Here is a 26955-nt window from a genome sequence, read left to right as displayed (position 1 = left end):
CCTTGAAATACTAGAAGAGCCCAAGTTTTTTCGGTGAATAGCTGACAAGCAAGTTTTTCGTTTGTTGATAATGTTCAAGCATCATTTTATGCGTTTCACGGCCGAATCCGGATAACTTATAGCCCCCGAATGCCGCGTGCGCAGGATAGATGTGGTAGCAGTTTGTCCAGACGCGTCCTGCCTGGATGCCGCGTCCAACGCGATAAGCGGTGTTAATGTCGCGTGTCCAGACGCCGGCGCCTAAACCGTACAATGTTTCGTTGGCGATCTCCAACGCCTCGTTGACATCTTTAAATGTCGTGACGGAGACAACCGGCCCGAAAATTTCTTCTTGGAAAATGCGCATTTTATTATGGCCTTTGAAAACCGTCGGTTTCACGTAATAGCCGTCTCTTAAGTCTCCTTCTAAGAAGTTGCGTTCTCCGCCGATAAGCAATTCGGCACCTTCTTGCTTGCCGATATCAATGTACGATAATATTTTTTCCAATTGTTCCGAAGATGCTTGGGCGCCGATCATCGTTTCCGTGTCGAGCGGGTTGCCTTGTTTTATTTGTTTAACGCGCTCTAACGCACGCTCTATAAATTGGTCGTAAATCGATTCTTGAATGAGAGCGCGGGAAGGGCACGTACATATTTCACCTTGGTTTAACGCGAACAGCGTAAAGCCTTCAATGGCTTTATCGAAAAATTCATCATCTTTTGCCGCAACGTCTTCGAAGAAAATGTTCGGCGATTTTCCGCCAAGCTCTAATGTTACTGGGATAATGTTTTGCGATGCGTATTGCATAATTAAACGCCCTGTTGTCGTTTCACCGGTGAATGCAATTTTCGCGATGCGGTTGCTTGAAGCGAGCGGTTTTCCGGCTTCCAAGCCGAATCCGTTGACGATGTTGACAACACCTGGAGGAAGCAAATCTTCAATGAGTTCCATAAGCACGAGGATCGAAGTTGGCGTTTGTTCTGCAGGTTTCAGGACAACGCAGTTTCCCGCGGCTAATGCTGGCGCGAGCTTCCAAGTTGCCATTAAAAGCGGGAAGTTCCATGGGATGATTTGCCCGACAACCCCAAGCGGTTCTTTAAAGTGATAGGCGACTGTATCATTGTCGATTTCCGCTAACGTCCCTTCTTCTGCGCGGATGCAGCCGGCAAAATAGCGGAAATGATCGATGGCAAGCGGAATGTCCGCATTCAGCGTTTCGCGAATCGGCTTGCCGTTTTCCCATGTTTCCGCAACAGCGAGCATTTCCAAGTTTTCTTCGATGCGGTCGGCGATTTTGTTGAGGATTCGCGCGCGTTCGGCAGGGGAAGTGCGGCCCCACGCGTCTTTCGCGGCATGGGCAGCGTCTAACGCTAACTCAATGTCTGCTGCTTTGGAACGCGGCACTTCACAATAAGGTTTCCCGGTGACTGGAGAGATGTTTTCAAAATACTCGCCATCGACCGGCGGAACCCATTTGCCGCCAATGAAATTTTCATAGCGTTTTTTGAAAGTGATGAGCGAACCAGGTTGCCCAGGTTGAGCGTAAATCATCCAAATTCCCCCTTTGTATTTTTGTACACGCTTACAAAAAGGAGTATATGCGTCAATGATGCGAAAAATTTCTCCCGATTATTAAATTATCATTATATGGGAATTTTGTCAAATTAAAATTTAGAATTATTCAAAAATATATAAAAATAAAAAAACAGGAATCTAGTAATGCAAAATAAAAAGCGGGAGTCTAGTAATGCAGCTCAAGCCCTTCAAGCCACCGGCTCGCATAAACGCTGCTTAAATGATGGAACGCTTCAAGCACATCGTTTGGATTTGCGGCAAAAAACCGCTTTGCGGCGTTTTGGTTGCTTTCATGAATGAACTGAAACAAAAAATCTGTTTTGATGCGATTGACGATCAACAGCGCGCTATAAGAACGTTCAAGCTGCTTTTTGCGTTCCGTTTTATCATGAATTTGTTCGAAATGCGTTTTATAGCGGGAAATGAGTTCGGCTATATGCCCGCGGATTCGCGCTTGCGCTTCATTCATCATTTTCTCGACCGCTGCTGGAGAAAGAAAGGATTGTTCCTGCAGCATCGTTCCCAGCACTTGCTGCAAGGCATATGATGATTCTGTCGCGAATGCCACGTTCGCAATTAATCCGTGCATATATTCCTCCACGCCGGCTGATTCGATTCGCAATTTCATAATCGTTTCAAGCACATCCGAGTGAATTTTTTCTTTCGTCCAATGCGCGGTTAATTCATGAAAAAGCACGGACAATGCACGGGCGACTTCTTCTTTTGTCATGTTCATGAGCAACAATTCCTTTCTCAATCACTGTTGTAATTTAAGAATGCCATGTTTGTTAACGATCCGTCAAATGCCCGTTTTGTTTTCGAGTTGTACAATCGCATTTCTTTCAGTAAGATGGAACTAACAGAAAAGGGAAGGAGAGAAACGATGAAGCCGCTGCGGTTGCGAGGCCATCATTTATTATGTGTCCATGGATTTCGCGGGATGGGATACAGCCCGGCGTTTGTCGAAAAAATGCGGGAAGTGGTGGCGAAAATTCGCGATGAAGAGCAAGATTTTCTGATCCAAGTCGTGGCCGCGCTCGACGATGCGTGCATGGCGTGTCCGCATCACGGGGAAACGGCATGCCAGGCGGCCCCGGATTCGAACGAACATGTCCTTTCGATGGATCAAAAAGTGATCCGTCATTTAGGAATTGAAGAAAACGGCGTTTATTTAAAATCGGAATTAGTGCAGCGGACAGCGCAAAAAGTGCGCCCGGATGATTTGGACTACTTATGCGCCAACTGTTCGTGGCTTCCGTACGGCGTATGTAAAGAAGGAATTGCGAATGTGCAACGCGGCAATGTCGCGCAAAAAATTGAGGAGGATGGCCGGCGTTGACGCGGCGGCGGTTCGCACCATTGGCACCGTAGCAATATTGTTGTCAGAATTCATCAAAAATAATGACGCCATTTATGAAAAAGTGTGGTATGATAGACAAATATAAGAGATTTTTCTGACAGAGAGGGTTATGGGGGAATGAAAGTAGCAAAATTTGGCGGAAGCTCGGTTGCAAGCGCCACGCAGTTCCGGAAAGTGGCTCATATCATCAACTCTGACGTGGAGCGCCGCATTATTGTCGTGTCAGCTCCCGGAAAGCGATTTAAAGATGACATAAAAATAACCGATATTCTTATCCAGTTGGCGCAAGCCGTCATGGCCGGAAAAACGTGTGACGAAATCGTCCAAGCGGTAGTAAAGCGATATGCGGAAATCGCCAAGGAACTCGAATTGCCGGCAGACGAGTTTTTGGCAGAATTGAAAAACGACTTGCACTGGAAAATGAACGAATACCGCGATAATCCAAGCCGTTTGCTGGATGCCATCAAAGCGAGCGGGGAAGACCATAATGCGCGATTGATGGCGCTTTATTTGCAGGAGATCGGGCTGGAGGCAAGCTATGTCAGCCCGCGGGAAGCGGGAATTGTCGTTACGGATGAACCGGGGAATGCGCAAATTTTGCCGGAATCGTATGAAAAGCTTTACCATTTGCGAAACCGGCACGGCGTGTTAGTGATTCCCGGATTTTTCGGCTACTCGCCGGAAGGGAATATTGTCACATTCCCGCGCGGCGGTTCGGATATCACCGGATCGATTGTGGCAGCCGGGGTGAAAGCGGACGTATATGAAAACTTTACGGACGTCGATTCGATTTATTGCGTCAATCCTTCCATTGTCGAAAATCCGCGTCAGTTAAGAGAAATTACATACCGGGAAATGCGCGAGCTTTCGTATTCGGGGTTTTCCGTGTTCCATGACGAAGCGCTGGAACCGGTTTATAAAGCGGGCATTCCTGTTTGTGTGAAAAATACGAATAACCCCGCTGCCCCAGGCACTTGGATTGTCGCAAAACGAAACCATCTCGACGAACCGATTGCCGGCATCGCCAGCGATACGGGATTTTGCAGCATTAACATCAGCAAATATTTAATGAACAGGGAAATCGGCTTTGGGCGAAAATTATTGCAAATTTTAGAGGATGAAGGCATTTCGTATGAACATGCTCCGTCCGGCATTGACAACATGTCTGTGATTTTGCGGGCAAACCAATTGAAAGAAGGAAAAGAACAACGCATTTTAGCCCGCATTCAAGCAGAGCTGAAAGTCGACGAAGTTCATATTGAGCACGGGCTTGCGCTGATCATGGTCGTCGGCGAAGGGATGGAGCGCGCCGTCGGGATGGCGGCAAAGGCGACTACGGCGCTTGCGCAGGCAAACATTAACCTCGAAATGATCAACCAAGGTTCATCGGAAGTTAGCATGATGTTCGGCGTCAAGGAAGAAGCCGTAGTCGATGCGGTGCGCGCGCTCTACCAGGCATATTTTCAAGAAGCAGTGGTGGGAAACGAAGTTTAAGCAATACATAAGAGGCGGAACGAACAGCGGTTCATCGCTTTCGTGCCCGCCTTTTTTATATGTTTTTCAGATCTCCGTCCGGTGGGCTTGAGACATCGGAAAGCAGCGCCGTTTTTGCCCCATTTCCCAGATTGCCTCTGTTTTTATACATAAGACATAGAGGTTCGGAAAATACTACCAATGTATACAGCTTAAGAAGGGAGAAAACGGCATGAAACGATTTTGCATTGCCATCATTACATGTTTCTTTTTTGCCACCGCCCACGGAGCCGCGCCCGCATTTGCGCAAGTCGACAAGCGGGAGCTTGAACAGTACCTCAGCAGCATCGGCTGGACAATGAATGATTTGCTAAACTATTTGGACCATTATCATATGACGGTCGCGGATTTTCAGACGATGGCCGAACTTAAGCAATGGCTCGGCACACCGATTGCAGAAGAAAATTTCCAGCAGTTGCTCAAGCGCTATCAATTGACGCAAGAAGAATTGGAAGCATTGCTCGGCCAGTTTGGCGAAACGGTGCAAGATTATACATTTATTGAAGACTTGGATGCGGCCGTCGCCTTTTATTTGCGCCATAACGGACAAATGCAGCAAATTAACGATATGCTTGGAGCGATTGGCTTTACGGAAAAGGAAGCGAATCGTTTATTTGAGCATGTTGCCGCGCTCCGCCAAAATTTGCCGCAGCAGCTGGAAGCGTTAACCGCGCGCATGAAACCGTTTCTGCAGGTGGAAGACGCGGCACTGCTGACGAAACAGCAACAACAGCAATTGCTTTCCATTTGGGAAGATGCGCTGTCTGTGCTGCAAATAAAACCGAAATTTTATTTGCTGGAAAACGGGAAAAAACAGGAAGTGTCTTACCGCCGGCTTCTGTCGCTACATACGCTTGGCGGGCGCGATTTATTGATTGAACTGTACAACCAAAAAGGCGAATTGCTTTCAGATGTGCAGTTATCGGAGGAGATACTGGCTTCGGGATACGTGTTCCGGGCGGGGGAAAAATTCATCCATGCCAGCATGCTGGCAAGTGAAATGAAAGAGACAATGCGCGGCGACAAAATGCCGGATACCGCTTCTCCGTATCTTGCCAATGCGCTGCTCGGCCTTTTGCTTGCTTTGTTCGGCGTTTATGTGTTTTGGCGGGCCAAAAGCAAAGCGGCGGAGTGAGAAACATGGGAGAAAGATGGGAAACATATAAAATGCGGGGTGCCGTTTTATGCATGGCGGCAGGATTAATAACAGCGGTTTGGAATGGATATTCGTACTGGCTCGGGTACAATGCCGTAAAACCATGGAAAGAGGAAAGAAAAACGCCCATTGTTCCGCAAGCGGCTGATTGGCAAACGGCAGGCACCGCCGCGAAGCCAAAGATTGGCGACCAAATTGGGACGTTGTTGATTCCAAAACTCGGTATTTCCATCCCGATTTATCACGGCACGGAAACGCAGCAATTGCGGAAAGGAATCGGTCACTACCCGAAAAGCGCTTTGCCGGGGGAAAGGAACAACATGGTGCTGTCGGGGCACCGTGATACGGTATTTTGGCAATTGGGGCAAATCGGCATTGGCGACAAATTGATCGTGGAAACAGCGGCAAAGCAGTTTGTTTATCGCGTGAAAAAAGTGCGCATCGTCGGTGAAAACAACCGTACCGTCCTTGTCGAAAAGCCGCGCCCGACATTAACGGTGACGACATGTTATCCGTTCCGCTTTATTGGCAAGGCGAAGCAGCGCTATGTTCTTGTGGCGCAGCTTGTTTCCACCATAAAGAAAACGGGCTAGACGCGTCGTTCTAGCCCTTTATTGTTGAATTCGCGTTTTTTCTTCATTATTTTTGAAGCCGCGGCGCTCGTTCAATTGCCGTTTGAATTCCTTCAATAACGCTTCTCCTTGCAGCCCTTTTTCGACAAGGCTCGCGAGCACCACTTCTGCTAAATCCGTTTTGCTCCGGACTAACAAGCCATCCATAAGCACACTTATATGGTTGTTCATTCTTGTGATGGAACGAACGGTCGCGATCATGTTGGCGGGATCGTTGCTTCGGTTGGTTATCGTTACTTGAAGGCGGAATTCATCGTTTCTTTTTTGCAGCTCGGAAAAGATCGGCTCGTATTGTTTATCTAAATATGTCTCAATTAGCCAGTGGTTTTGTCCATCTTCTTTATTAATAATAAGTCCGTCAATGAATGGAATTTCTTGACGGTGCAAATCGTCGTGAACGACGGAGAGCCCCACAAGCTTGAAGGTTTTCATTCCATCACCTCGTCAATATTGTCTTACGAAAATTATAGCACATTCTTGTGACCGTGAGGCAATGGATAACGTGTCCCGTTCTCAAAATGATGCATGCCGTGCCGGTGTCGGTCATTGCCGGCTTATTTTTGCCGGGAATATATAAAATTTGAATTTTGTTGTCGATTTTTCGCTGTTGGTGACATATTGTGGCGATAATTGCAAGAAAAAACGGCATGCAAAAATTGAAAAGTGGCGATTTTACGGGGAAAATAGAAGTCCATTATGATGAAGATGCACTGAAGCGGAAGGGAGGGATGTGCCGAAACATGATCAACCAAGTCGTGCTTGTCGGCCGGCTGACAAAAGATCCGGAACTTCGATATACCGCCGATGGAGCAGCGGTCGTTAACATCACATTAGCGGTGACAAGAAATTTTCGTAATGCGGAAGGAGGAATTGACACTGATTTCGTCCAATTGCACGCTCTGGCGGAAAGTAGCAGAGAATACGGCGAATTATTGCCGGAAAGGTTCCATTATCGGCGTCATGGGACGGATTCAAACGCGAAATTATGAAAAGAAAGACGGACAGCGAGTGTTTGTGACGGAAGTGGTGGCCGAATCCGTGCGATTTATGGGCGGCAAGACGCATGCATGGATCGAACATTCATAGTTTTCCCCGATGATCCCCATTTTTTCCTTCCAACTTGTTTCCCCGAGAGAAAGAAAGCTTTTCCCTCTGAACATCTCCCCACCGATTGCGCTAGCAAGAAACGTTAGCGCTTTTTTCTGTGAACATGGCGGCACGACCGGGGAACTTCGTTATTTCACTGCGTCGGAAAATTCTTGTATCAGCGTAATAATGATCGTTTCCAAATGTTTTCGTTTTTTTGCCGGCAGTTGGGCCAGCGAATAAATCATTTCTTCCATATCCGGGTTTTGTTTGAAATAGTCGATAATATCGAGCATTTTCTCATCAATGCGGTCCGTTTGATATAAAAGGTTCATTTCCCGCAGAAGCTCTTTTTTCGTCGTATGCTTCCCAATTAAAAAATCGATGCTCACTTCGTAAAGATTGCTTAATTTTTCCAATGATTGCACGTCCGGGAGCAATTCTCCATTTTCCCATTTGCTGATTTGCGAGCGCGATATATTGAGATGCTGCGCCAGCTGCTCTTGCGTCCAGTTATGCTGCTTGCGCAAATATTTTAGTTTTTCTCCTAATTTCCTCATTTTCTTCACCACGGCTCCATTGAATCAATCAATAACTTAAAGATAGAAGAGCGTGGAGAAGACTGGTGTTCTATTTATGAACATTTTCTGATTTGTTCTTAAAAGGGTCAAAACTTTCTCTTTTGTCAATGTTCGACGTCTTTTATATCATGCTACAATAAGCAAAAAATGGATAAATATTTGCTGATAATTAGGAAAAAGAGGGATGATAGTGAATATTTATCTCGCAGATTTAATTGTGAGTGAGCGGAAAGGGCTAAAGCAAAATAAGGGAACATATAGAATATTTGTTAAAGAAACGCGAAATCCGTTTTCAATCAGGTTGAAAACGATTGCGCCGACGAATTTTCCCGATTCATTGCGGTTTTTAAAAAGCGGGGAGCAGCAAAGTTGTTCCTCAGGGGAAGAAACATGGTTCCGCACGATTACGTGCGACAGCGACGCCCAGCTATATTTTGTATTTAAATCTATCAATCAATTATATATGTTTATCGTAAAGCTTGATTTGGCAAAGCGAAAATTTGACATTTCCCTCTATGAATGGAACCAGCTCCAGCAAAAATATCTCCGCCTTCACACAAGCGAGCTGCTGACAATTGAAAAACAGCTTATTTATTATATTTTGCAGTCGTTTTATATTTTTGAAAACAAGCGCATTTCCTACTTGTTTATGTGTCCGGCACGAAAAAATTATAAAAAGTTGTAATCGCTGTGCCATTTCCTCGTGTGTGTCCCTCCTTTTCTCCTTTCCCGTTTTTCTTTCCATTTTTGGCTGTGTTTTTCGAGCGAGCGGAGCGCGCCTCCCGGGGCGCACGGCAGGCGGAACCTGCCAGCTGCGTTCTCCTGCTTCCATGCGGCGCGCCGGAATGGATTGGCCCGGAGTTTGATGGCCGCGGAACGAAGTCCGGGACATGGTGAAAACGCAAACGGCAATTGGATGGAAGCTTAACATATATTTAAGAGGTGATCCGCAACGGGCGGTGCTGCTTTTTGAAACCATTGTAAGTAGGAAAAAAATAATACAAAATACTCTTTTTGCCGGAAGGCAAGTTTTAGTATACTAAAATAAAAAGAGAGAGATTGCTGTGGCGCACCTTTCCGCGTGTCGAAAAACGGAATCTGTCCTATGCTGGACTCGTAGATTCCTTTTTTCGACATTGTTGCAGGTGCCGGCTTGGCCGCCGGGAAAGAAGCGAAAAGGTGCAGGAGCGGATAAGCAGGGAAAATAAAACGTTTAGCAGAAAATTGGGGCTTCGCCATTTTTGGTGGTTTTCCATTTTTCCGTTGCCTCATCCCTTAACTGGAATTGTTTATCTGCCAACGATGAAATCCGGTGATGAACTTAACGTTTTAACATGGTTGTGCTTAAGGAAAAAGAAAGTAGGGAAGGGAGAGGGAGATCATTGTGAATTTGAAGCCAAGACATATCGTGTTAACGTCTGCTTTCGCTTCGGCGCTGTTTTGGATGCCGGATGACGGGAAAGCGGCGGAGTGGAAAGTGGGAATGAGTGCTCCGCAAGTGAAAGAACTGCAACAACTATTAAAGGAAAAAGGGTTTTTTACATATCCGGCTGCTACAGGATATTTCGGGACGATAACCGAGCAGGCGGTTAAAGCGTTTCAAGCGTCCGTCCGCTTGCCTGTCACGGGCGTCGTGGATGATGCCACGTACGCTAAGTTGAAAGAAGCTGCCGCCCGGCGCACGGCGGAAATGAAAATTGGCTCGCGCGGAAACGATGTGAAAGTTTTGCAGCAAAATTTAAAACAACTCGGCTATTTCAAATATCCGGAGATCACCGGCTATTATGGAACCATTACGCAGGATGCGGTCAAGCGGTTTCAGCAAAACTACGGCCTTCCTGTGACGGGAATCGCCGATGCCCGCACTGTTCAGTCCATCCAAAACGAAGTGATGAACCGGCGCCCTGCCCAAATCGCTCAAGAATATGTATTGGCAATAGGCTCGCAAGGGGCGGAAGTCAGCAAATTACAGCAAAATTTAAAGCAGCTCGGCTATTTTACTTATCCGAAAATAACAGGATATTATGGCACGGTAACAGCGGATGCCGTCCGCCAATTTCAAAAGCGATATTCTCTTCCGGCTACTGGCAAGGCGGACAGCCAGACATTAGCGAAAATTAATGAAGCGGTCGCTGGCTCCAAGACATCTGCACCAAAAGCGGCTATCCGCCTGACGATCGGATCAACGGGTCCGGAAGTGAAAAAAGTGCAAACAAAGCTAAAGCAGCTCGGTTATTTTACGCATTCGGAAATCACCGGCTATTATGGGTCCATTACGGCGGAAGCAGTAAAGCAATTCCAGAAGAGCGCCGGCATAAAAGCGACCGGCGTTGTCGATGCGGAGACGTATGAGCGCTTGATGGGACAGGCGCCGCAGAAAAAGCTGGATGCCATTGCGCTTGTTGCGGATGCCGCAGAGCTTCTTGGCAAGCCGTATGTCTGGGGCGGGGAAGCACCGCAAGTAGGTTTTGATTGCAGCGGATTGATTGTCTATTTGTTTAAAAAGCAAGGCATTTCGCTGCCGCGCACGGTAGCGACGATTTGGAACGCCGGCACACCGGTTTCCGCCCCTTCGGTTGGCGATATCGTCTTTTTTGCAACGAGCGGGTCGGGCCCGTCCCACGCTGGCATATATATCGGTAATCAGCAATTTATTCACAGCGGCTCTTCCACTGGCGTAACGATCAGCAGTTTGAATAATTCTTATTGGAAAGTCCGCTACTTGGGCGCAAAGCGGTATTAAATCCGGGATGTTTCTAAAATATGGATGGATAAAATACGGTGCCGGCTTAGGTCCCGAAAAAAAGGCCGGTCGGCGAAATGCGGGGATGGCTTGGGAGTCCGAAGCCATCCCTTTGCTTTAAGGAGCTATTCACCGCTGCCGGCGGAGAGCTTTCAACTTTTCTTGCTGTCCATCAACATTATTTTTGTAGCACCATTCTGATACAGTCCCCCGCCATCCGGCAAACAAAAAGATGGAAGTTTTTGCGTTTGCCGAGAACGCGCATGTTGACGGTTGAGGAAATGGAAAGGTTATGATAATGTAAGGAAGGAAGTTTGTGTAAGAACTAACATTTTGTCATTGTAGGTGAAAGTATGGCTGATAAAATAAAAGTTATGACGATTTTTGGCACAAGACCGGAAGCTATAAAAATGGCGCCGCTTGTGTTGGAGCTGAAAAAACATCCGGAGCTGATCGAGCCGATTGTCACCGTCACGGCGCAGCACCGGCAAATGCTCGATCAAGTGCTGGAAATTTTCAATATAAAGCCGGATTATGACTTAAATATTATGAAAGACCGCCAAACGTTATCAGAAATTACTATACGCTCTTTAGCAGGGCTCGACGATGTGATGAAAAAGGTAAAACCGGATTTGGTGCTAGTGCACGGGGATACGACGACAACGTTTGTCGCCAGCCTTGCCGCGTTTTACAATCAGATTGCTGTCGGGCATGTCGAAGCCGGTTTGCGCACATGGAACAAATATTCACCGTTTCCAGAAGAAATGAACCGCCAGCTTACCGGCGTGATCGCCGATCTTCATTTTGCGCCGACAAAAAAAGCGTATGAAAACTTAATCCGTGAAAATAAAAAGCCTGATTCGATTTTTATTACGGGAAATACGGCGATCGACGCGTTAAAAACAACGGTGACAGACAACTATAAGCATGATATTTTAGAGAAAATCGGCGATGATCGCATGATTTTATTAACCGCCCACCGCCGGGAAAATCTTGGCGAATCGATGCGCAACATGTTCCGCGCGATCAAGCGCATTGTCCAAGAACATGAAGATGTGCAAGTCGTTTATCCTGTCCATTTAAACCCGGCGGTGCGCGAAGTAGCTGATGAAATTCTTGGCAATGATCCGCGCATTCATTTGATCGAGCCTTTAGGGGTGTTTGACTTTCATAATCTCGCCGCGAGGGCGTTTCTCATTTTGACCGATTCCGGCGGCGTGCAGGAAGAAGCGCCTTCATTGGGCGTGCCGGTGTTGGTGCTGCGCGACACGACAGAACGGCCGGAAGGCATCGAGGCGGGGACGCTGAAATTAGCGGGAACGAATGAGGAAACGATATACAGCATGGCCCGCGAGCTGTTGAATAACCGCAGCGAATATGAAAAAATGGCGAAAGCCTCGAACCCGTACGGAGACGGCCAGGCTTCCAAGCGCATCGTGCAGGCGATTCTTTATTATTTTGGCAAGGCCACACAGCCGCCTGAACCATTTTCCGTTTAAATGGCGGAATCTCCATGCCTTCTGCAAATGAACAGAGCAGGGGGACGGACAAATAAGGAAATGATTTCTTCCTGTTTTTATTCCTATGATAAAACGATCCTAAAAGAAAACATACGGAGGTTTTTTGATTAATGTTGAAAGATCTTCCACATGCTGTTAAAGTCGGGATAACGCGTTCCATTACTCGGACATTTGAAGCATACATGCGGGACATTGAATGGAATGAACAACGATTTGACCCGCAAGTATTTATGCAACGGTGGCGCAATGACATTGTGCACCATTCCAGCTGGTTTCATTCTCTTGATGATCGCTTGAAAGCAAATACAGTGTTTCATCAGGAATTGGCCGACAAAATTAATTCCGTTATTGATAAAGTGCTGTCAGAAGCGCCGACGGAGGAGCAACTGGCTAAAATTAAGGAATTGGCAACGCTGCATGGCGAAAAAGACATTCCCGTTTCCTGCAAAGCGGAAGCAAATTATCACATTGAACGTCTCGAGCGTCTCGGGAATATGGACAAAACAGAAAATAAATGACATGCCATATAAGGTATTTTGGCATGTTTTTTATTTTCGCAGCACAGCGGTTTGCGGCTATGCAGAAAAAAGAAAAGCCTCGTTTCTGAAACAGCGGGATTTTATTATATGGTGGAAAAAAGTGTACGTTTAAATTTTGTTTCATTCTATTGAAATTCCGTTACAATAAATACAAACTATATGATATGTATGTATTTTTTGCTATAATAAAGTTCGGGTGCAAAAAGGGCATTTTGCGTAAAAAAGGAGAGACATCTTTCATATGAGTAAAAAAATTTGCGTCATTGGATTAGGATATATCGGATTGCCGACGTCAGTGATGTTTGCCAATCACGGCATTCAAGTGCATGGCGTCGATATTAACGAAAAAGCAGTTAAGATGATTCAGCAAAAACAGTTGCATATTGAAGAACCGGGATTACAGGAACGCCTCAACAAGGCGATTGATAGCGGAAAATTTACCGTTTCCACTCAACCGGAGGAAGCGGATGTATTTATTATTGCCGTCCCGTCTCCGATTAACGAGGATAAAACCGCCAATTTAGATTATGTGCGTGCTGCGACAAAATCGATCGTCCCTTATGTCCGGAAAGGAAACTTGGTTGTGCTCGAATCAACGGTGCCTCCGCGCACGGTGGAAGACGTCATGATTCCGATTTTGCGGGAAGCGGATTTAGAGATTGGGACGGAATTATTTGTGTCTCATTCTCCAGAACGTGTGATTCCTGGAAGAATTTTCGAAGAACTGGTCAACAATGACCGCATTGTCGGCGGAATTAACGAGGAATCCGGACGCTTGACGGCGGAATTATATAAAACGTTTGTCAAAGGGAAAATTCACATTACCGACGCGACAACGGCAGAAATGGTGAAAGTCATCGAAAATACGTACCGCGATGTCAATATTGCATTTGCCAATGAATTGGCAAAAATAAGCGAAAAAATTGGCGTCGATGTGTGGGAAGCGATTCGTCTCGCCAATTTCCATCCGCGCGTAAACATTCATTTGCCTGGGCCAGGGGTTGGTGGGCATTGTATTGCGGTCGATCCTTGGTTTTTGGTGGAGTTGCAACCGGAATTGGCGAAAATAGTTAATCTTGCGCGCCAAACCAATGATAGCATGCCGGAATATACAGCGTTGAAAATTAAACAAATTCTTGAAAACGAAAATATTCATCATGGCCGCGTTGCCGTGTTTGGCTTGGCGTTCAAAGGAAACGTTGACGATATGCGGGAAAGCCCGTCGCTGGAAGTCATTCATCATTTAGAAAAACTTGGGATTGATTATACTGCTTACGATCCGCATATCAAAGAAAATAAATTGGCCCGCCAGACGCAACAAATCGAGGAAGCGGTTGCCCGTGCCGATATTATCGCCATTTTAACCGATCATAACGAATTTAAAACGTTGCGTCCGGAAAAAATCGCTCCTCTTGTACGAACAAAAATTATTCTGGATACGAAAAACTGTATTGACCGCAACGAATGGAAAAAGCATGGGTTTCATGTATTGGTGCTCGGGGATGGCAAAAACCAATCTTAATAATAAAATGCAAGATGATAGCTGCAGACTAGGTGTGATAGAATGAAAGAAACATTTTTAGGTGTCGATGTTTGTACATATACGTACGAACAGCTTGTGGCAAAGTTAATGGAAGACATTGATAATAACCGTAAATCATTTATCGTTGCGATTAATCCCGAGAAAATTATGAAGGCCCAGCAGGATGACCGATTGCGGGAATTGCTGAATCAGGCGACATATCCTATTCCGGACGGGATAGGAGTGGTTTTGGCTTCCATCTTGAAAAGAGGACGCATTCGGTCGCGGGTAACGGGAATCGATATGATGCTCCGCTTGTGCCAAGAAGCGGCAGCAAGAGGAAAAAAAATTTTCCTTTATGGGGCAAAGCCCGGAGTAGCCGATGAGGCAAAGCGGAGATTGGAAAAAATGTTTCCGGGAATTCAAATTGTCGGGACGATGCACGGATATGAGAAAGATGAACAAGTAATAAAAGAGGCGATCAATCAATCGGGGGCGGACATTTTATTTGTTGCGCTTGGAAGTCCTGCCCAAGAATATTGGATCGCTAACCATATGCATTCGCTGTCCCCAAAAGTATATCAAGGAGTTGGCGGGTCTTTTGATGTGATTTCTGGCAGAATAAAAAGAGCCCCCCTTCTTGTTCAAAAGCTTGGGTTAGAATGGCTGTACCGCTTGCTGAAAGAGCCGTGGCGCTGGAAGCGGCAGCTTGCGCTTCCGAAATTCCTCATTAAAGTGATTAGAGAATAGAAGGGATAGTATGTCCAAATTACGCATTGCGAGCATCTTGTTTTTGCTATCCACCTTTTTTCTGAAATTCTCGAGCATGTTTCGCGATATCATCATCGCCAAGTTATTCGGCAACTCTTATGTTACCGATGCTTATATCGCGGCGATGACCATCCCGAATGCACTTATTTTGTTTATGTTGACGGGGATGAAAGACGCCTTTTTGCCTAGCTATTATAAGTATTCTCAGCTAGGAAAAGGCTTTTCTCATTTAACGAACATCGTAAAAGGAACATTTTGGATTTCGTTTGTTATCTCGGTCGCCGGAGCGCTTCTTTCTCCGCTTTTCATTCCAAAGTTGTATCCGGATTTTAATAACCATGGGACGCAAATTGCTATATGGACGGCGGTCATTTATTTTCTGTCAGTGGCGATTGTCGGTGTCAATGCCGTTTATGAGGGATATTTTGATGCCCAAAAGATGTTTTCGTTTTCGACATTTTCCCAAACGATTGTTGTGCTATGCACAATTGGCGGTGCACTGTTTCTTCATCGCCCAATGGGGATTTATTCCGTGCCGTTTGGCTATTTTGTCGGAACCGTTTTTTCTTTCTTAATAAAGCTGTTTTATTTAGGACCGCGCCGGTTTATCGACTGGAAGCAGCCGATGGATCGGGAAGAAGTTATCTCGTTTTACCGCATCTTTTTGCCAATCGGGCTAACGATCGCTGTCGGCCAAGTAAACTTATTTGTGAATACATTGTTTGCCGCAAGGCTTGGCGAAGGGGCCGTATCTACTCTAAACTATGCATTCCGTCTCGTAAGTATTCCGCAGGCGATTTTTGGCGTGACCATTGCCACGATTGTGTTTCCGCTGTTAGCGGAGGCAAAAGCAAAAAACGATATGGCGCTGTTTAAAGCCGGCATCGAAAAGGGGCTTACGTACATGTTTTTATTTTTGGCGCCGACTGTCGCCGGAATGCTCGTATTGATGAAAGAGTGCGTCCAGATTGTATATGAACGGGGCGCGTTTACGGCGAGTGCGACCGCCCAAACAAGCGAATACGCTTTTTTGTATATCGGTTCTGTGCTTTTTTACAGCATCCAAGCTGTCATTGCAAAAGGATTTTATACGCTGGAAAAAGGGCATTATATGCTGAGAGCCGGAATTGTTTCGATTATTGCTAACATTATTTTTAATGCGATTTTTTCCAGCATGATAGGGGCAGCGGGTCTGGCTTTATCCGCGTCTTTTGTCGGGTTAGTGTATTCGCTGATTACGTTTACGACACTCTATAAAATCACAGGTGGATTTCGTCTTTCGGTGATTGGAAAGGAGTACGGGAAAATTACCATTAGTACGCTCGCAATGGTAGCTGTGTTGCTTCTTGTAAAATACGAATTGCATGCCGATCGGCTCGCTATCATCCCGTATTTAGCATTCATGATTGTGCTGGGGGCAGCGGTATACTTTGTGGCATTATGGGTGTTCAAGGTGGAGTCCGTTAAAGAAATTTTAACAAAAAAGAGGAGGAAAGAAGTTTCTTAGAAGGAAACTGGAGAGTTATGAAGCGACTAGGGATGCTTAAAAAGTGGAACAATAAGATTGATTCATTTTCACCATATTTTTTCTTTCCTTTTATTTTAATTCTTTACTTTTTTGTCAGCTTGTTTGACTTTGGAAAAATAGAATATTTTGAAGCTGACCGGAATATTTTATGGGCCATTTTAGCCGGGCTTCTTTCCTATTTGGCAGCTGTTCATCTTGTCCAAAAGAAAAATTGGATGTTTCCTTCTATGGGACTGGCCTTTTTAAAAGGAAAAACAAAATATTTTTTATATGTTCTTGGCGCGGTCGGTTTAGCTAGTTACGTTATGATGCTGGCGACAGGACAAATTGGGATAACGGATGAATCGGTGCGCAGGCATTTAGACCCGAAGTTGAATTTTTTTAGTTCGTTTTTATGGTTTTCTGTTCTGTTTCTTCTTTGTGACCGTGCTGTCCGCGAGCATCCACTCACAAAGAAGCAGATGCGCACGTATTTTGCCGTGTTAGTCATTATTTTGCTGCTTTTAGTGTTAATGGGATACCGGACGCCGATTGTCGTGATGTGTTTTACCGTTTTGATTGTTTTCCATTATACAATTCGGCGCATTAAGCTGTCGTGGCTGCTGGCGTTTTTATTCGTCGTTGGCTTGTCGCTTTCGTTATTCGGATTTTTCCGCGTCATTACAGAGGACCAGACGAAAGAATTTAACAGCCATGAAGGGCCGAATGTGGAGTTAAGTGAAGAGCAAGCAGATAAAGATGAGGTGCTTCTCCGCAAAATTAATGAAACGCCAAAATGGGTCCGCGGGTTAACGGAAGTGAGCGTCACAGGGCGGATTGTATTAAGCAAATTAATGGAATATACCGATAAGCATGGGTATATGTATGGAAAGCTTCATGAAGGGATATTTTCGACGGTGTTGCCGGGCGAGCAGCTATCGCCGCGCATGATGATCACGGAAATGGTAAATTCGCTTACGGTAGATAAAGGAAAATATGTGACGCGCCCGGGCAGAACCACCACGCCGACGCTGCTTGGACAATTTTATGTCGAGGCGGGCTATTGGGCGATTATCATTGGCTTTGCCTTGTATGGCGTGATTTTGTCGATGCTGTATAATCAGATGAAGCAAACGGGGTTCGCCTCGTTTCAAACGATTGCGTACGCGTTTATCACGACGATTTTTATGATTTCCATCCATACTGGTTTGCTTGATTTATTGTTTTTATTGATGATCGGCTATGCTATTGTCTCTAGCGCCATTGAAAGAACGAGGGCAAACACTTAAAAAAAGTCGTTGTTATATAAAGATGTCAATGGTAAAATGTACTTGTATGACAGATATTATTTCCTTCTGTAGCGATATAAAAGAAGAGACCTCGGTTGGTAGCCATTGGGAAGCCGCCTATCTTAAGATAGGCGGTTTTTTCTATATATTTTGTTTTCTTCATAAAAAGGAGGGGACCCATCACTTTCGGGTCCCCCTTTCTGGGCAAATCTATATGCATACCGGACAACAAGCGGAAACTTTTAAGCCTGCTTTATTTTTTACGATGGTTGAGAAGAAGACGGCAGCGATACTTTCCATGAACGAAGATCCGGATTTTCCTTCGTGACTAGCGATTTTGGGAAAATAAACGTCCACGGTTTGCTTGTATTTGCTTTCACTTCAAAATGATCAAGGGAAAATGCGCCGCTGGCGACGATATCTCCGCTTGCATCATGGACTTGCAGCGCTAATTGTTCAATATGAATGTTTTTGTCACTTCCATTGCGAATAAGCAGCGTAACATGAAGATCGCCTTGTTCTGTCTGCTGCGCTTGCAGCCCCATAAAATTGACTTCCCCTGGTTTAGGCGGCTGCAGCGATTGAACGAGCGCCTGCAGCTTTTGTTTGTCCTCTGCCGCCAAGCTTTTCTCCCAGCTTTCTGCTAAATCGAGGGAGTGATGTTTTTGTTTTGGCAATTCAAAGGCAAGCTTCCAATCAACGAGTGGCAGTTCAGAAGTTCTGAGCGTTTCTTGTTCAAATAAAAATTTCCATGGGCGGCTGCAGCACGGCGGAATTTCCCCAAGTTCCGACAAGTCGAACACTTTACGGGCGAGCACTTCATTGTTCGGGCCGAGCAACAAAAGCGGAGCCGGGGTGAATGCAACCGGACGGGACAAGCTGTTGCGGACGAAAGCCGTAACGACATACCCTCGCGGCACTTGTTTTAAATCAATGCCGGATAAAGAAATTTGGTTTTTTTTCAGCGGCCGCTGCTGATTATGCAAAAATTGATAATAGTAGCGTTCTTCTATGCTTACGTTCCACGATGGATGGAACGACAGCTCTGTTTTGACTTCTTCTTCGTCCGAATCTGCCTCGCTGTTTTCTAACAGTTCGTTTGCTTCTACGACGCTGTCATGTTCGTCTTTTTGCTGTTTTTGTTTTTTAAAAAATGGAAACATAATCATTCCCTCCATATATTTTAGGACGTTTTTCCAGCACTTTCACTGGCGGCGGCTTTTGGAGCGACCGCCTGTGCGAGACGGCGGCAAATATCCGCTTCGATTTGATGGTACATATATACGAACAGCTCAAATCCTTCGCGCTGGTATTGGCGAATCGGATCTTCTTGGCTGTAGAAGCGCAAACCGATTCCTTCTTTTAAACGTTCCATCGCGTCAAGGTGATTCAGCCAATAATAATCGACAATGGAAAGCAAAGAAGGCCTGATTTCCGCTTTCACTTGCTCGGCATCGTTCATTGTTTCTAAATAATGAATGTATTGTTCCAGCGAGTGCTGGACATTGCTTTTCACGTCTTCTATGTCGTTAATGTTTCCCGAAAGTTGGACGGCAGGAAAAGGGATGATTTCGCGCAGCTGCTCAGTAAGCTTCTCTAAATCCCATTCTTCTGGAAGCATATCCGCCGGGCAATGTTGTTCGATTTCATATGGAACATATGAATGAAGCATATCGATCACTAACGGAATCAAGCGATCGCCTTCGAGAATGCGGTTGCGCAATTGGTAAACCGCTGTCCGCTGGTCGTTCAGCACGTCGTCAAGCTTTAAGTTGTATTCGCGAATCGAGAAGTTGTTGCCTTCGCAAATGCGCTGAACGCGATCGACAAACTCATGGATTTCTTTATTTAAAATTTCTCCGTTTTCGTCTGTCTTTGCTTTTTTCATCCATTTTTCCATCTCTTCTTTGGCAAACCGGCGGAACATGTCATCTTCCAAAGAAATGAAAAACTGGGAACGACCCGGATCACCTTGGCGGCCGGCCCGCCCTTTCAGCTGATTGTCAATGCGCCGCGCTTCGTGGCGTTCTGTACCGAGCACAAACAGCCCGCCAAGTTCGGCCACCCCTTCGCCAAGCATGATGTCTGTCCCGCGGCCGGCCATGTTTGTCGCGATCGTTATTTGCCCCTTTTGTCCAGCCAGCGCGATCAGCTGGGCTTCTTGTTCGATCGTTTTCGCGTTTAAGAGGCGAAACGGCAGATTTTCCGCTTCTAAGTATTTGGCGACTTTTTCCGACTGCAAAATGGACGTTGTTCCAATTAAGACCGGCTGTCCTGTCTCATGCACACGTTTTACTTCTTTCGCGACCGCTTTATATTTCTGATCGATTGTTAAGAAGACACGGTCCGGCTCATCGACGCGGATGACCGGCTTGTTCGTTGGGATTTGCACGACATCCATGCCGTAGAGAGTTTGAAATTCTTTTTCTTCCGTTTTGGCGGTCCCTGTCATGCCCGATAAAATCGGATAAAGCCGGAAGTAGTTTTGAATCGTAATCGCTGCCTGTGTTTTATTTTCTTCCGTTAATTCAAGCCCTTCTTTCGCTTCAATCGCCTGATGGAGGCCGTGGCTTAAGCTCCGCCCTTCCATCGGCCGCCCGGTGAACATGTCGATTAATACAATTTTCCCGTCTCTGACGATATAATCGACGTCGCGCTGAAATAACACGTGGGCGCGCAATGCTTGAATGATATAATGATATAAAGTTTGATGCTCTACATCATACAAGTTGTCGATGCCAAAGCCGCGCTCGATTTTGGCGATTCCTTCTTCCGTCAAGTTCGTTGCCTTTGTTTCTTCGTCATAATAGTAGTCGACATCGCGTTGCAATGTTTTAACAATGCGGGCGCATAAATAGCTTAGCTCAGAGCTGACTCCCGTTTTGCCGGCGATAATGAGCGGGGTTTTTGCTTCGTCGATGAGGATGCTGTCGATTTCGTCAATAATCGCGTAGTGAAACGGGCGCTGTACGCGCTGGGATATGTCATAAACCATGTTGTCTCGCAAATAATCAAAGCCGAATTCGCTGCCGATTCCATATGTAATATCTGCTTGATATGCCGCTTTTTTCTCTTCCGTTTCCATCATCGGAAGGTTCAGCCCGACGGTCAGCCCTAAAAATTCATGAATTTGCCCAATCAATTCGCGGTCCCGTCTGGCTAAATATTCGTTGACGGTAATGACATGCACTCCTTTTCCTTCTAAAGCGCGCAAATAGCTCGGCAATGACGCGACGAGCGTTTTTCCTTCTCCTGTTGCCATTTCGGCAATGTTTCCTTCCGCCAGCACAAGCCCGCCGATCAGCTGGACGTCGAAATGGCGCATGCCGAGCACCCGTTTCGCTGCTTCGCGCACCACCGCAAACGCTTCTGCTTGAATGTCAAATACCGTTTTTCCATTGGCGAGTTCATTTTTAAAATAAGCTGTTTTTTCCCGCAGCTCTTGATCGGATAGTTTTGCAAACTTTGGTTCCAGTGCGTTAATATGATCAACGATTTTGTAGTAGCGCTTCAACCGTCTCTCATCGCTGTTGAATAGCTTTTTAACATAAGACAACATTCTGCTAGTCTCCTCCACACATGTCGAATCATCACTTAATCTAGTATATCATTGTTTGTTTTGCGTTTCACCTTAAATCTTCATCTGCAACATTGCAGGGTTGTAACATGTTTCCTGTTTTCTGAAAAACAAGATTTGGGGAATGGCTGCTGATCTCCGCAGCGCCAATTCAACGGCTTGAAGATCAACGGGATAAAAACAGCCACAATGGTGCGAGTTCCTCATTGTTTGCAGCAGATTATGCGTGCTTATTCGCAATTTTGCCGCTTTTCAGCACTATTATTCATTTTTCGAGGAAAAATTTATAAAACTATGAAACTTTTTCTTATGATTTACGTTATAATAATAATGAATAGTGTAAAAAATTAATAGAAATGGGGGACTTTAATGAAAAAATGGAAAAAAACAGCCGTTTCGCTTGGGCTTGCGTCCGCACTTGTCTTGCCTAGCTTTGCCCAGGCGTCCACAATGCCGCCGTTGGAGCAATGGAAGAAGCAACATGCCCAGCAACACGCCGCAAAGGCCCGGCTCTCTTATCAGCGGCTGAAAGAGGCGAAAGACCAAATCAGCGAAGATACACTGATCGTCAAGTACAAAGAGAAAATTCCTGCCAGCGTCCATCGCAGCCTTGGCGCAACATTGAAAAAATCGTTTCCGCAGTTAGGTTATGATGTCGTCACAGTGCAAAAAGGAAAAACGGCGAAAGAAGTGATACGCGCCTATGCTAAGCTGAAAGCCGTGAAGAGTGTCACGCCAAGTTTTACATATAAAAAGGTTAGCACGAACGATCCGAAAAACGATAAAATGTACCCGCTTTCGTTATTGCAGATCGATAAAGCACTGCAGCTTGCCGGCAAACATAGCGTAACGGTGGCGGTCATTGACAGCGGTGTGGATACGAAGCATCCCGATTTAAAGGCCCAGCTGCTTCCAGCATATAATGCAGTCAATCCGGCAGGCCCGGTAGTGAAAGATATTCACGGAACACATGTTGCCGGGATTATCGGGGCGACCGCCAACAACGGTGTTGGCGCACATGGCATTAATCCTAATGTAAAAATTTTGCCGATCGACGTGTTTAACGGTGAATGGGGCGCGAGCGACTATGTGATTGCCCAAGGTATTTTATACGCGATTGAAAAAGGAGCCAAAGTCATCAACATGAGCCTTGTCGGCTACTTTAACTCCCCGATTTTGGAAGATGCGGTAAAAAAAGCGATTGACGCCGGCGTTACCGTCGTTGCGTCAGCGGGCAACGAAGCAACCGATGAGTATGCCGTCCCGGCATCGTATGAAGGCGTCATTAGCGTCGGAGCGACCGACAGCAAAAACCATTTAGCAAACTTTTCTAACTACGGTCCATCCGTAGATATTGTCGCGCCGGGCGTCGATGTTTACAGCACCGTTTATGATCCGACAAAAGGCGCATCCTTTGCGGAATTAAGCGGAACATCGATGGCTTCTCCGGTTGTGGCGGGCGTGGCGTCACTCATTTTATCCAAATATCCGGACTTAAAGCCGTATGAAGTGGAGGCAATTTTAGAAAAAACGGCGACCGATCTTGGAGAAAAAGGCTATGATCTTAAATATGCGAACGGCCTTGTCAATCCGGTTGCCGCGCTGAACTTTGACATAAAGAAATTGCCGAAAAAAGAAACGTGGAGCGATGAAGCGATTCTCGCCAAAGCTGCTCCGCTGCAGCTGACGGAAGAAACAACAACAAAAACGGGAAGCTTAACAGCACCGGAACAAATCGACTGGCTGAAGGTGGATGTTAACGCCGGGGAAAGCATCCAAGCCGTGCTGGAAGGTGCAGAAGATTACGATTACAAGCTGATCTTGCGCTTCTACCCTGAAGGCAAAAAACAATCCGAAAAGCCAATCAATGTCAATGACACGCGCGCTGGAGAAATAGAAGGAAAATTGTTTACAGCAAAAGAAAACGGCACGCTTGTCATCGGCATCACGGATGCGAATGGCAACTATAGCACGCAGGGAAAATCGGAGTACACGCTAACACTGCAAAAATTAACAACGCTGGCGGAGGACAATTCCACGAAAGACAATCCTGTTGCCATTGAACAGCTTCCTTTTGACAGCGACAAGTCAGAATTCGCGCCATTGACTTTCATCCCGGAAAAAGAAGGGGAAGTGGATCACGATTACTTCACATTTAAAGTGGAAGAACCGACAACAGTGAAGCTGAATCTTTCGCCGGTTCCGGGCATTAATTCGACAATCAGCGTTTACTTAGCGGAAGACTTCTATCATCCGGCTGATCCCGAGAATGGCCCATATCCGATTGTTCCACCAGTAAATAATAACGGCAGCGGAAAAGGCGAGACAGTCACGTTTGAAGCAGATCCGGAAATGGAATATGTCATTGAAGTGGCAAGCGAACCGCCGCTCGATTTTTGGTACTATGGCTTGTTCCCGCAATCCTCCGGCGCAAATGGTGATACGCCAGCGTCCGCCATTCCGTACCGTTTAACGGTGGAGCCGGTAACCATGCCGCCGGATGAAGATGGATATCCGCTGACAGATGATGAGGAAGAACCGGCGCCATCGGAAGAGACGACTCCGGCTGAAGAAGCGCAGCTAAACAAAAAAGCGAAAGAAAAGAAAGATATTATTATAATAATAGAAGATAACGGCCCGTTGTCTTTCGAAAAAGAAGACATACAGCACATAAAAGAAAATGCGCTTCCTTACAGCCTTGGCGATAAGCAGTCGGCGCATATCCAATTTGGCGAAGACCGCGATTTTTACAAGCTGTCTTCTGTCGATGACACAGCAGTTTACCGCTTTACATTTGATGTGCCGGATGACATGCAGCCAGAGGCGGTAGTGTATGAATATGACCCGAAACAAGACGACTTATATCCTATCAGCGAATTTAACGGCTATGACTACTTTACAGGCCAAAAGACAAACACGTTCACGCTATTTTTAGAAAAAGGAAAACAATATTATTTATCGGTTGCCAATGGCCGTTACCAACCGTCTGCTGATCCATATACATTTACATCGGAAAAATTAATGGATGCGCCGAAAGACGTGAATGAAAACAATAATGAGACAATCCGCGCGACGGTCGTTCAGCCGAACAAGGCTGTGACAGGCAATTTCGCGTTGAACAATGATGAGGATATATACTATTACAAACACCGTGCCAATGACGACATATTCACATTCTTTGCGCGCCCGGATAAATTGGCAAACAAAGCAAGCTTGCCGGCTGAATTGCAAGGCACGCTAATTCCGATTGCGACAGTGGTGGAAGATACGAATGGAAACATGACCATTGATGACGAAGAAGCGGGGAAAATGGTTGAATTTTGGCCGACCGGACTCAATCCACTTTACGATGTGAACGGTTCGTTTAAAGCGAAGAAAAACACAGGCTATTTCTTTATCATAAACAGCTATCCGTACGATGGACTAACGCTTCAATCATACCGCTTCGGCATTGAAACGCTGCCGAAAAAAGATGAAGATGCGGGATCTGTGGTGAAAAACAACGTGCCATCCAAACCGCTCAGTTTGAAACAGTCGGGAAATACGTTCAAAGCGACCGGCTATTTGAACGCGTCCGTCGATTACGGCGATAAAGACTATTATGTGTTTACCGCGGCGAAAGACGGCAAATTTACCGTCCAGCTTGCTGGCGGCGTTACGATGGATGGCGTCATCTCCATTTATAATGAAAAAGGCGGGCTTGTGCAAACATTCGACTATTATGGCGAAGGCGACAGCGAAATTGCTACTGTTACTTTGAAAAAAGGAAAATACTACATCGTTGTGGAAGACAGTTTTGCACGCCCAAGCGCGCAGCCATATACGCTTTCGGTTTCACCAGTAAAATAATAATGAAGAAAAAAGATGCTTCCAAGCAAGACGCATGGAGCATCTTTTTTCTTCAATAATCTATGTTACTATGAAAATAGCAAACCGCAAAGGAGACGAGGCATATGCGCAAATATTCTTTCCTTCTTTTCTTTGCCATAGCGTTCATCTTTGGCGGAAAAACCGTTGATGCCCATGTCGTTGACCTCACCAATAAAGCCCAAGTGCAAAGCAACTATGAAGATTTTTACCCGCTGATTGCCCGCTATAAAGGCACAAGCGGAGTGACCATTGAAAGTTACAGCTCGAAATGGCGCACGACAGCGCAATTAAAAGCGCTTGAGGCAGAACTTTTGGCGAACAAGCACGGCCCTGAGCTTTCCCTTCTTGGGAAAATCATGATTTTTCCTGATTATCCGGCAGGAGAAAACGTGCTCGGGCAATACTTCGCCGAATACCAAATCGGAAAGACGCTGTCACTGTTGCCCAACCGGGTCATCCATTTATATGGCGGAAATGAATTAACGACCGTTGCGCAAATGGCGACAACGCTTGCTCATGAATACGGACATCATTTTACCTATTATTATTTAATCAACAAAGAGCAGCTGAAGCCGGCTGATTGGCTTCGCTCCAAATACGCCGCAGCGCGCGAATTGTTCCGTTACCCATCCGTGCATGCGGACGGAAGCGGCGCTTACGAATGGTCGCTGCCGGAAATATTAGCGGAAGACTATGTGCAACTGTTCGGTTCGCCGCTTGCGGTTAAAGGGCATATGCAAATGAATGTCCACATTCCGACGCCGTTTGAGCTTTCCAGCCTGCAAGCATATTGGAAGGAGCGGCTTGGGAACAACTATGCCGTCCTGTCCCCGCTGCCGCTCCGCTTAACAGGCTATATGCTGGATCCGTCCGATGCATCATACTATCATTTGCGGCTTTATTTATATAGCCCGAAAGCGCCGGCATATATTAATGCGCAAGACGGCAATGGACGGTACGCTTCTGTTAACGTTGGCACGCGATCCGCGGGCGTATCGGAAAGCTGGTACCGCCCATCGGCGCTTTCTGATGACGTTTCATGGCTTTTTCAAAAAGATTGGAACGACCGCGTATTATTCCGCGCCGTTCTGCCTATGGCAAAAGGATTTAACCGCGGCTCGGAAACGCTGGTTGTCAATTACCGCAACATTGCCGCAAGCGTCAGCTCCCGTCCGCTCTTTCCGGACGTTGAAGACGAAGAGACGAAGCAAGCCGTGAAACTATTGTATGACCGCGGAATCATCACAGGCTATGCGGACGGCACATTCCGGCCAAGCGAAAAGCTGCTGCGCCGCCACGCTGCAAGCATGCTTGTCCGCGCATTCAGCCTGACATTGCCGGAAGGATATAAAGTGAAGGCAACGGATATGAAAGAAGGAGACATTGGATACAAAGAAATGGCCATTGCAGAGGCACACGGGCTGCTTGGACAAGGGGGAAAGCTCCGGCCGAATGAGTATATGACAAGAGCACAGATGGCGGTTGTGCTTGCCCGCGCTTGCTCCGATATATACAAACAGCCAGAGGTGCTGCGCCCGTTCCGGGACGTTCCGCCATCGTTTTGGGCATACAACGAAATCCAGACGCTCGCCTTTAATGGCATTACCGTCGCTGATCCGTTCCGCCCGAACGAGATGATAACAAGAGGGCAGTTTGCTTTATTTTTAAAACGGACGCTGGAAAAGAAATAGCCGCAAGGAGGCATCCCTTGCGG

Annotated in this window: 21 protein-coding genes and 1 pseudogene; 16 read left to right on the top strand and 6 right to left on the bottom strand. The window is 46.2% G+C overall.

The window, feature by feature from the left end; all coding sequences use genetic code 11:
- Positions 1 to 10: 10 nt before the first annotated feature.
- Complete coding sequence (gene adh, locus AOT13_RS01645) at positions 11 to 1531, bottom strand: aldehyde dehydrogenase (protein ID WP_003247795.1); 1521 nt, start codon at positions 1529 to 1531, stop codon at positions 11 to 13.
- Between the two features lie 190 nt (positions 1532 to 1721).
- Positions 1722 to 2291, bottom strand: coding sequence for a hypothetical protein (locus AOT13_RS01640; protein ID WP_013876151.1), 570 nt, complete (start codon positions 2289 to 2291; stop codon positions 1722 to 1724).
- Positions 2292 to 2438: 147 nt separating this feature from the next.
- Here AOT13_RS01640 and AOT13_RS01635 point away from each other — a divergent pair, with 147 nt between their 5' ends.
- The 5 genes from AOT13_RS01635 (at position 2439) to AOT13_RS01615 (ending at position 6197) form a co-directional block, all read left to right on the top strand.
- The gene (locus AOT13_RS01635; protein ID WP_003247799.1) at positions 2439 to 2894 is read left to right on the top strand and encodes a DUF1284 domain-containing protein; all 456 of its coding nucleotides are present in this window, start codon (positions 2439 to 2441) and stop codon (positions 2892 to 2894) included.
- Positions 2881 to 3000: a histidine kinase gene (locus AOT13_RS01630; RefSeq protein ID WP_230457072.1), complete on the top strand. Its 120-nt coding sequence runs from the start codon at positions 2881 to 2883 to the stop codon at positions 2998 to 3000. Before AOT13_RS01635 ends, AOT13_RS01630 begins: the two co-directional genes overlap by 14 nt.
- A gap of 32 nt (positions 3001 to 3032) precedes the next feature.
- The gene (locus AOT13_RS01625; RefSeq protein ID WP_042384742.1) at positions 3033 to 4409 is read left to right on the top strand and encodes an aspartate kinase; all 1377 of its coding nucleotides are present in this window, start codon (positions 3033 to 3035) and stop codon (positions 4407 to 4409) included.
- A gap of 211 nt (positions 4410 to 4620) precedes the next feature.
- Positions 4621 to 5583 (top strand): processed acidic surface protein, encoded by a 963-nt coding sequence (locus tag AOT13_RS01620; protein WP_003247802.1) that lies wholly within the window; start codon positions 4621 to 4623, stop codon positions 5581 to 5583.
- A gap of 5 nt (positions 5584 to 5588) precedes the next feature.
- Positions 5589 to 6197, top strand: coding sequence for a class D sortase (locus AOT13_RS01615; RefSeq protein WP_042384741.1), 609 nt, complete (start codon positions 5589 to 5591; stop codon positions 6195 to 6197).
- Between the two features lie 18 nt (positions 6198 to 6215).
- On the opposite strand, the gene AOT13_RS01610 is transcribed toward AOT13_RS01615, so the two are convergent.
- Positions 6216 to 6668 carry a YwpF-like family protein gene (locus AOT13_RS01610; RefSeq protein WP_003247806.1) on the bottom strand — a complete coding sequence of 151 codons (453 nt, stop codon included), beginning with the start codon at positions 6666 to 6668 and terminating at the stop codon, positions 6216 to 6218.
- A gap of 308 nt (positions 6669 to 6976) precedes the next feature.
- Between AOT13_RS01610 and ssb the strand changes: the two are divergent.
- Positions 6977 to 7322, top strand: a pseudogene (gene ssb, locus AOT13_RS01605) (single-stranded DNA-binding protein).
- Positions 7323 to 7471: 149 nt separating this feature from the next.
- On the opposite strand, the gene AOT13_RS01600 reads toward ssb, so the two are convergent.
- Complete coding sequence (locus tag AOT13_RS01600; protein ID WP_035501694.1) at positions 7472 to 7882, bottom strand: helix-turn-helix domain-containing protein; 411 nt, start codon at positions 7880 to 7882, stop codon at positions 7472 to 7474.
- A gap of 205 nt (positions 7883 to 8087) precedes the next feature.
- Here AOT13_RS01600 and AOT13_RS01595 point away from each other — a divergent pair, with 205 nt between their 5' ends.
- The 8 genes from AOT13_RS01595 to AOT13_RS01550 all read left to right on the top strand — a co-directional run bounded on the left by AOT13_RS01595 (position 8088) and on the right by AOT13_RS01550 (position 17794).
- Entirely contained in the window at positions 8088 to 8588 is a 501-nt protein-coding gene (locus tag AOT13_RS01595) for a hypothetical protein (RefSeq protein ID WP_003247812.1), read from the top strand.
- 699 nt (positions 8589 to 9287) lie between these two features.
- On the top strand, positions 9288 to 10646 hold the full coding sequence (locus AOT13_RS01580) for a C40 family peptidase (protein WP_042384735.1): 1359 nt from the start codon (positions 9288 to 9290) through the stop codon (positions 10644 to 10646).
- 353 nt (positions 10647 to 10999) lie between these two features.
- On the top strand, positions 11000 to 12145 hold the full coding sequence (wecB, locus tag AOT13_RS01575) for a non-hydrolyzing UDP-N-acetylglucosamine 2-epimerase (RefSeq protein ID WP_003247816.1): 1146 nt from the start codon (positions 11000 to 11002) through the stop codon (positions 12143 to 12145).
- A 131-nt stretch (positions 12146 to 12276) separates the two neighbouring features.
- Positions 12277 to 12684 carry a hypothetical protein gene (locus tag AOT13_RS01570; RefSeq protein ID WP_042384733.1) on the top strand — a complete coding sequence of 136 codons (408 nt, stop codon included), beginning with the start codon at positions 12277 to 12279 and terminating at the stop codon, positions 12682 to 12684.
- A 262-nt stretch (positions 12685 to 12946) separates the two neighbouring features.
- On the top strand, positions 12947 to 14227 hold the full coding sequence (locus AOT13_RS01565; protein WP_013399907.1) for a nucleotide sugar dehydrogenase: 1281 nt from the start codon (positions 12947 to 12949) through the stop codon (positions 14225 to 14227).
- Between the two features lie 42 nt (positions 14228 to 14269).
- A complete protein-coding gene (locus tag AOT13_RS01560) occupies positions 14270 to 14977 on the top strand; it encodes a WecB/TagA/CpsF family glycosyltransferase (RefSeq protein WP_003247821.1) in 708 nt (235 codons plus the stop codon).
- A 10-nt stretch (positions 14978 to 14987) separates the two neighbouring features.
- On the top strand, positions 14988 to 16505 hold the full coding sequence (gene murJ / locus AOT13_RS01555) for a murein biosynthesis integral membrane protein MurJ (RefSeq protein WP_042384731.1): 1518 nt from the start codon (positions 14988 to 14990) through the stop codon (positions 16503 to 16505).
- Between the two features lie 17 nt (positions 16506 to 16522).
- Positions 16523 to 17794, top strand: coding sequence for a membrane protein (locus tag AOT13_RS01550; protein WP_042384729.1), 1272 nt, complete (start codon positions 16523 to 16525; stop codon positions 17792 to 17794).
- Between the two features lie 260 nt (positions 17795 to 18054).
- On the opposite strand, the gene AOT13_RS01545 is transcribed toward AOT13_RS01550, so the two are convergent.
- Complete coding sequence (locus AOT13_RS01545) at positions 18055 to 18957, bottom strand: accessory Sec system S-layer assembly protein (protein WP_013876158.1); 903 nt, start codon at positions 18955 to 18957, stop codon at positions 18055 to 18057.
- A 20-nt stretch (positions 18958 to 18977) separates the two neighbouring features.
- On the bottom strand, positions 18978 to 21353 hold the full coding sequence (gene secA2, locus AOT13_RS01540) for an accessory Sec system translocase SecA2 (protein WP_042384727.1): 2376 nt from the start codon (positions 21351 to 21353) through the stop codon (positions 18978 to 18980).
- A 387-nt stretch (positions 21354 to 21740) separates the two neighbouring features.
- Here secA2 and AOT13_RS01535 point away from each other — a divergent pair, with 387 nt between their 5' ends.
- Positions 21741 to 25220, top strand: a complete 3480-nt coding sequence (locus tag AOT13_RS01535; protein ID WP_045844654.1) for a S8 family serine peptidase — start codon at positions 21741 to 21743, stop codon at positions 25218 to 25220.
- A 104-nt stretch (positions 25221 to 25324) separates the two neighbouring features.
- The gene (locus AOT13_RS01530) at positions 25325 to 26932 is read left to right on the top strand and encodes an S-layer homology domain-containing protein (protein ID WP_045844653.1); all 1608 of its coding nucleotides are present in this window, start codon (positions 25325 to 25327) and stop codon (positions 26930 to 26932) included.
- Positions 26933 to 26955: the final 23 nt, after the last annotated feature.

Origin of the sequence: Parageobacillus thermoglucosidasius, from assembly GCF_001295365.1 — a bacterium.
Lineage (GTDB): Bacteria > Bacillota > Bacilli > Bacillales > Anoxybacillaceae > Parageobacillus > Parageobacillus thermoglucosidasius.
The sequence above is the reverse complement of the archived record's forward strand: the minus strand, read 5'-3'. Positions and strand labels throughout refer to the sequence as shown.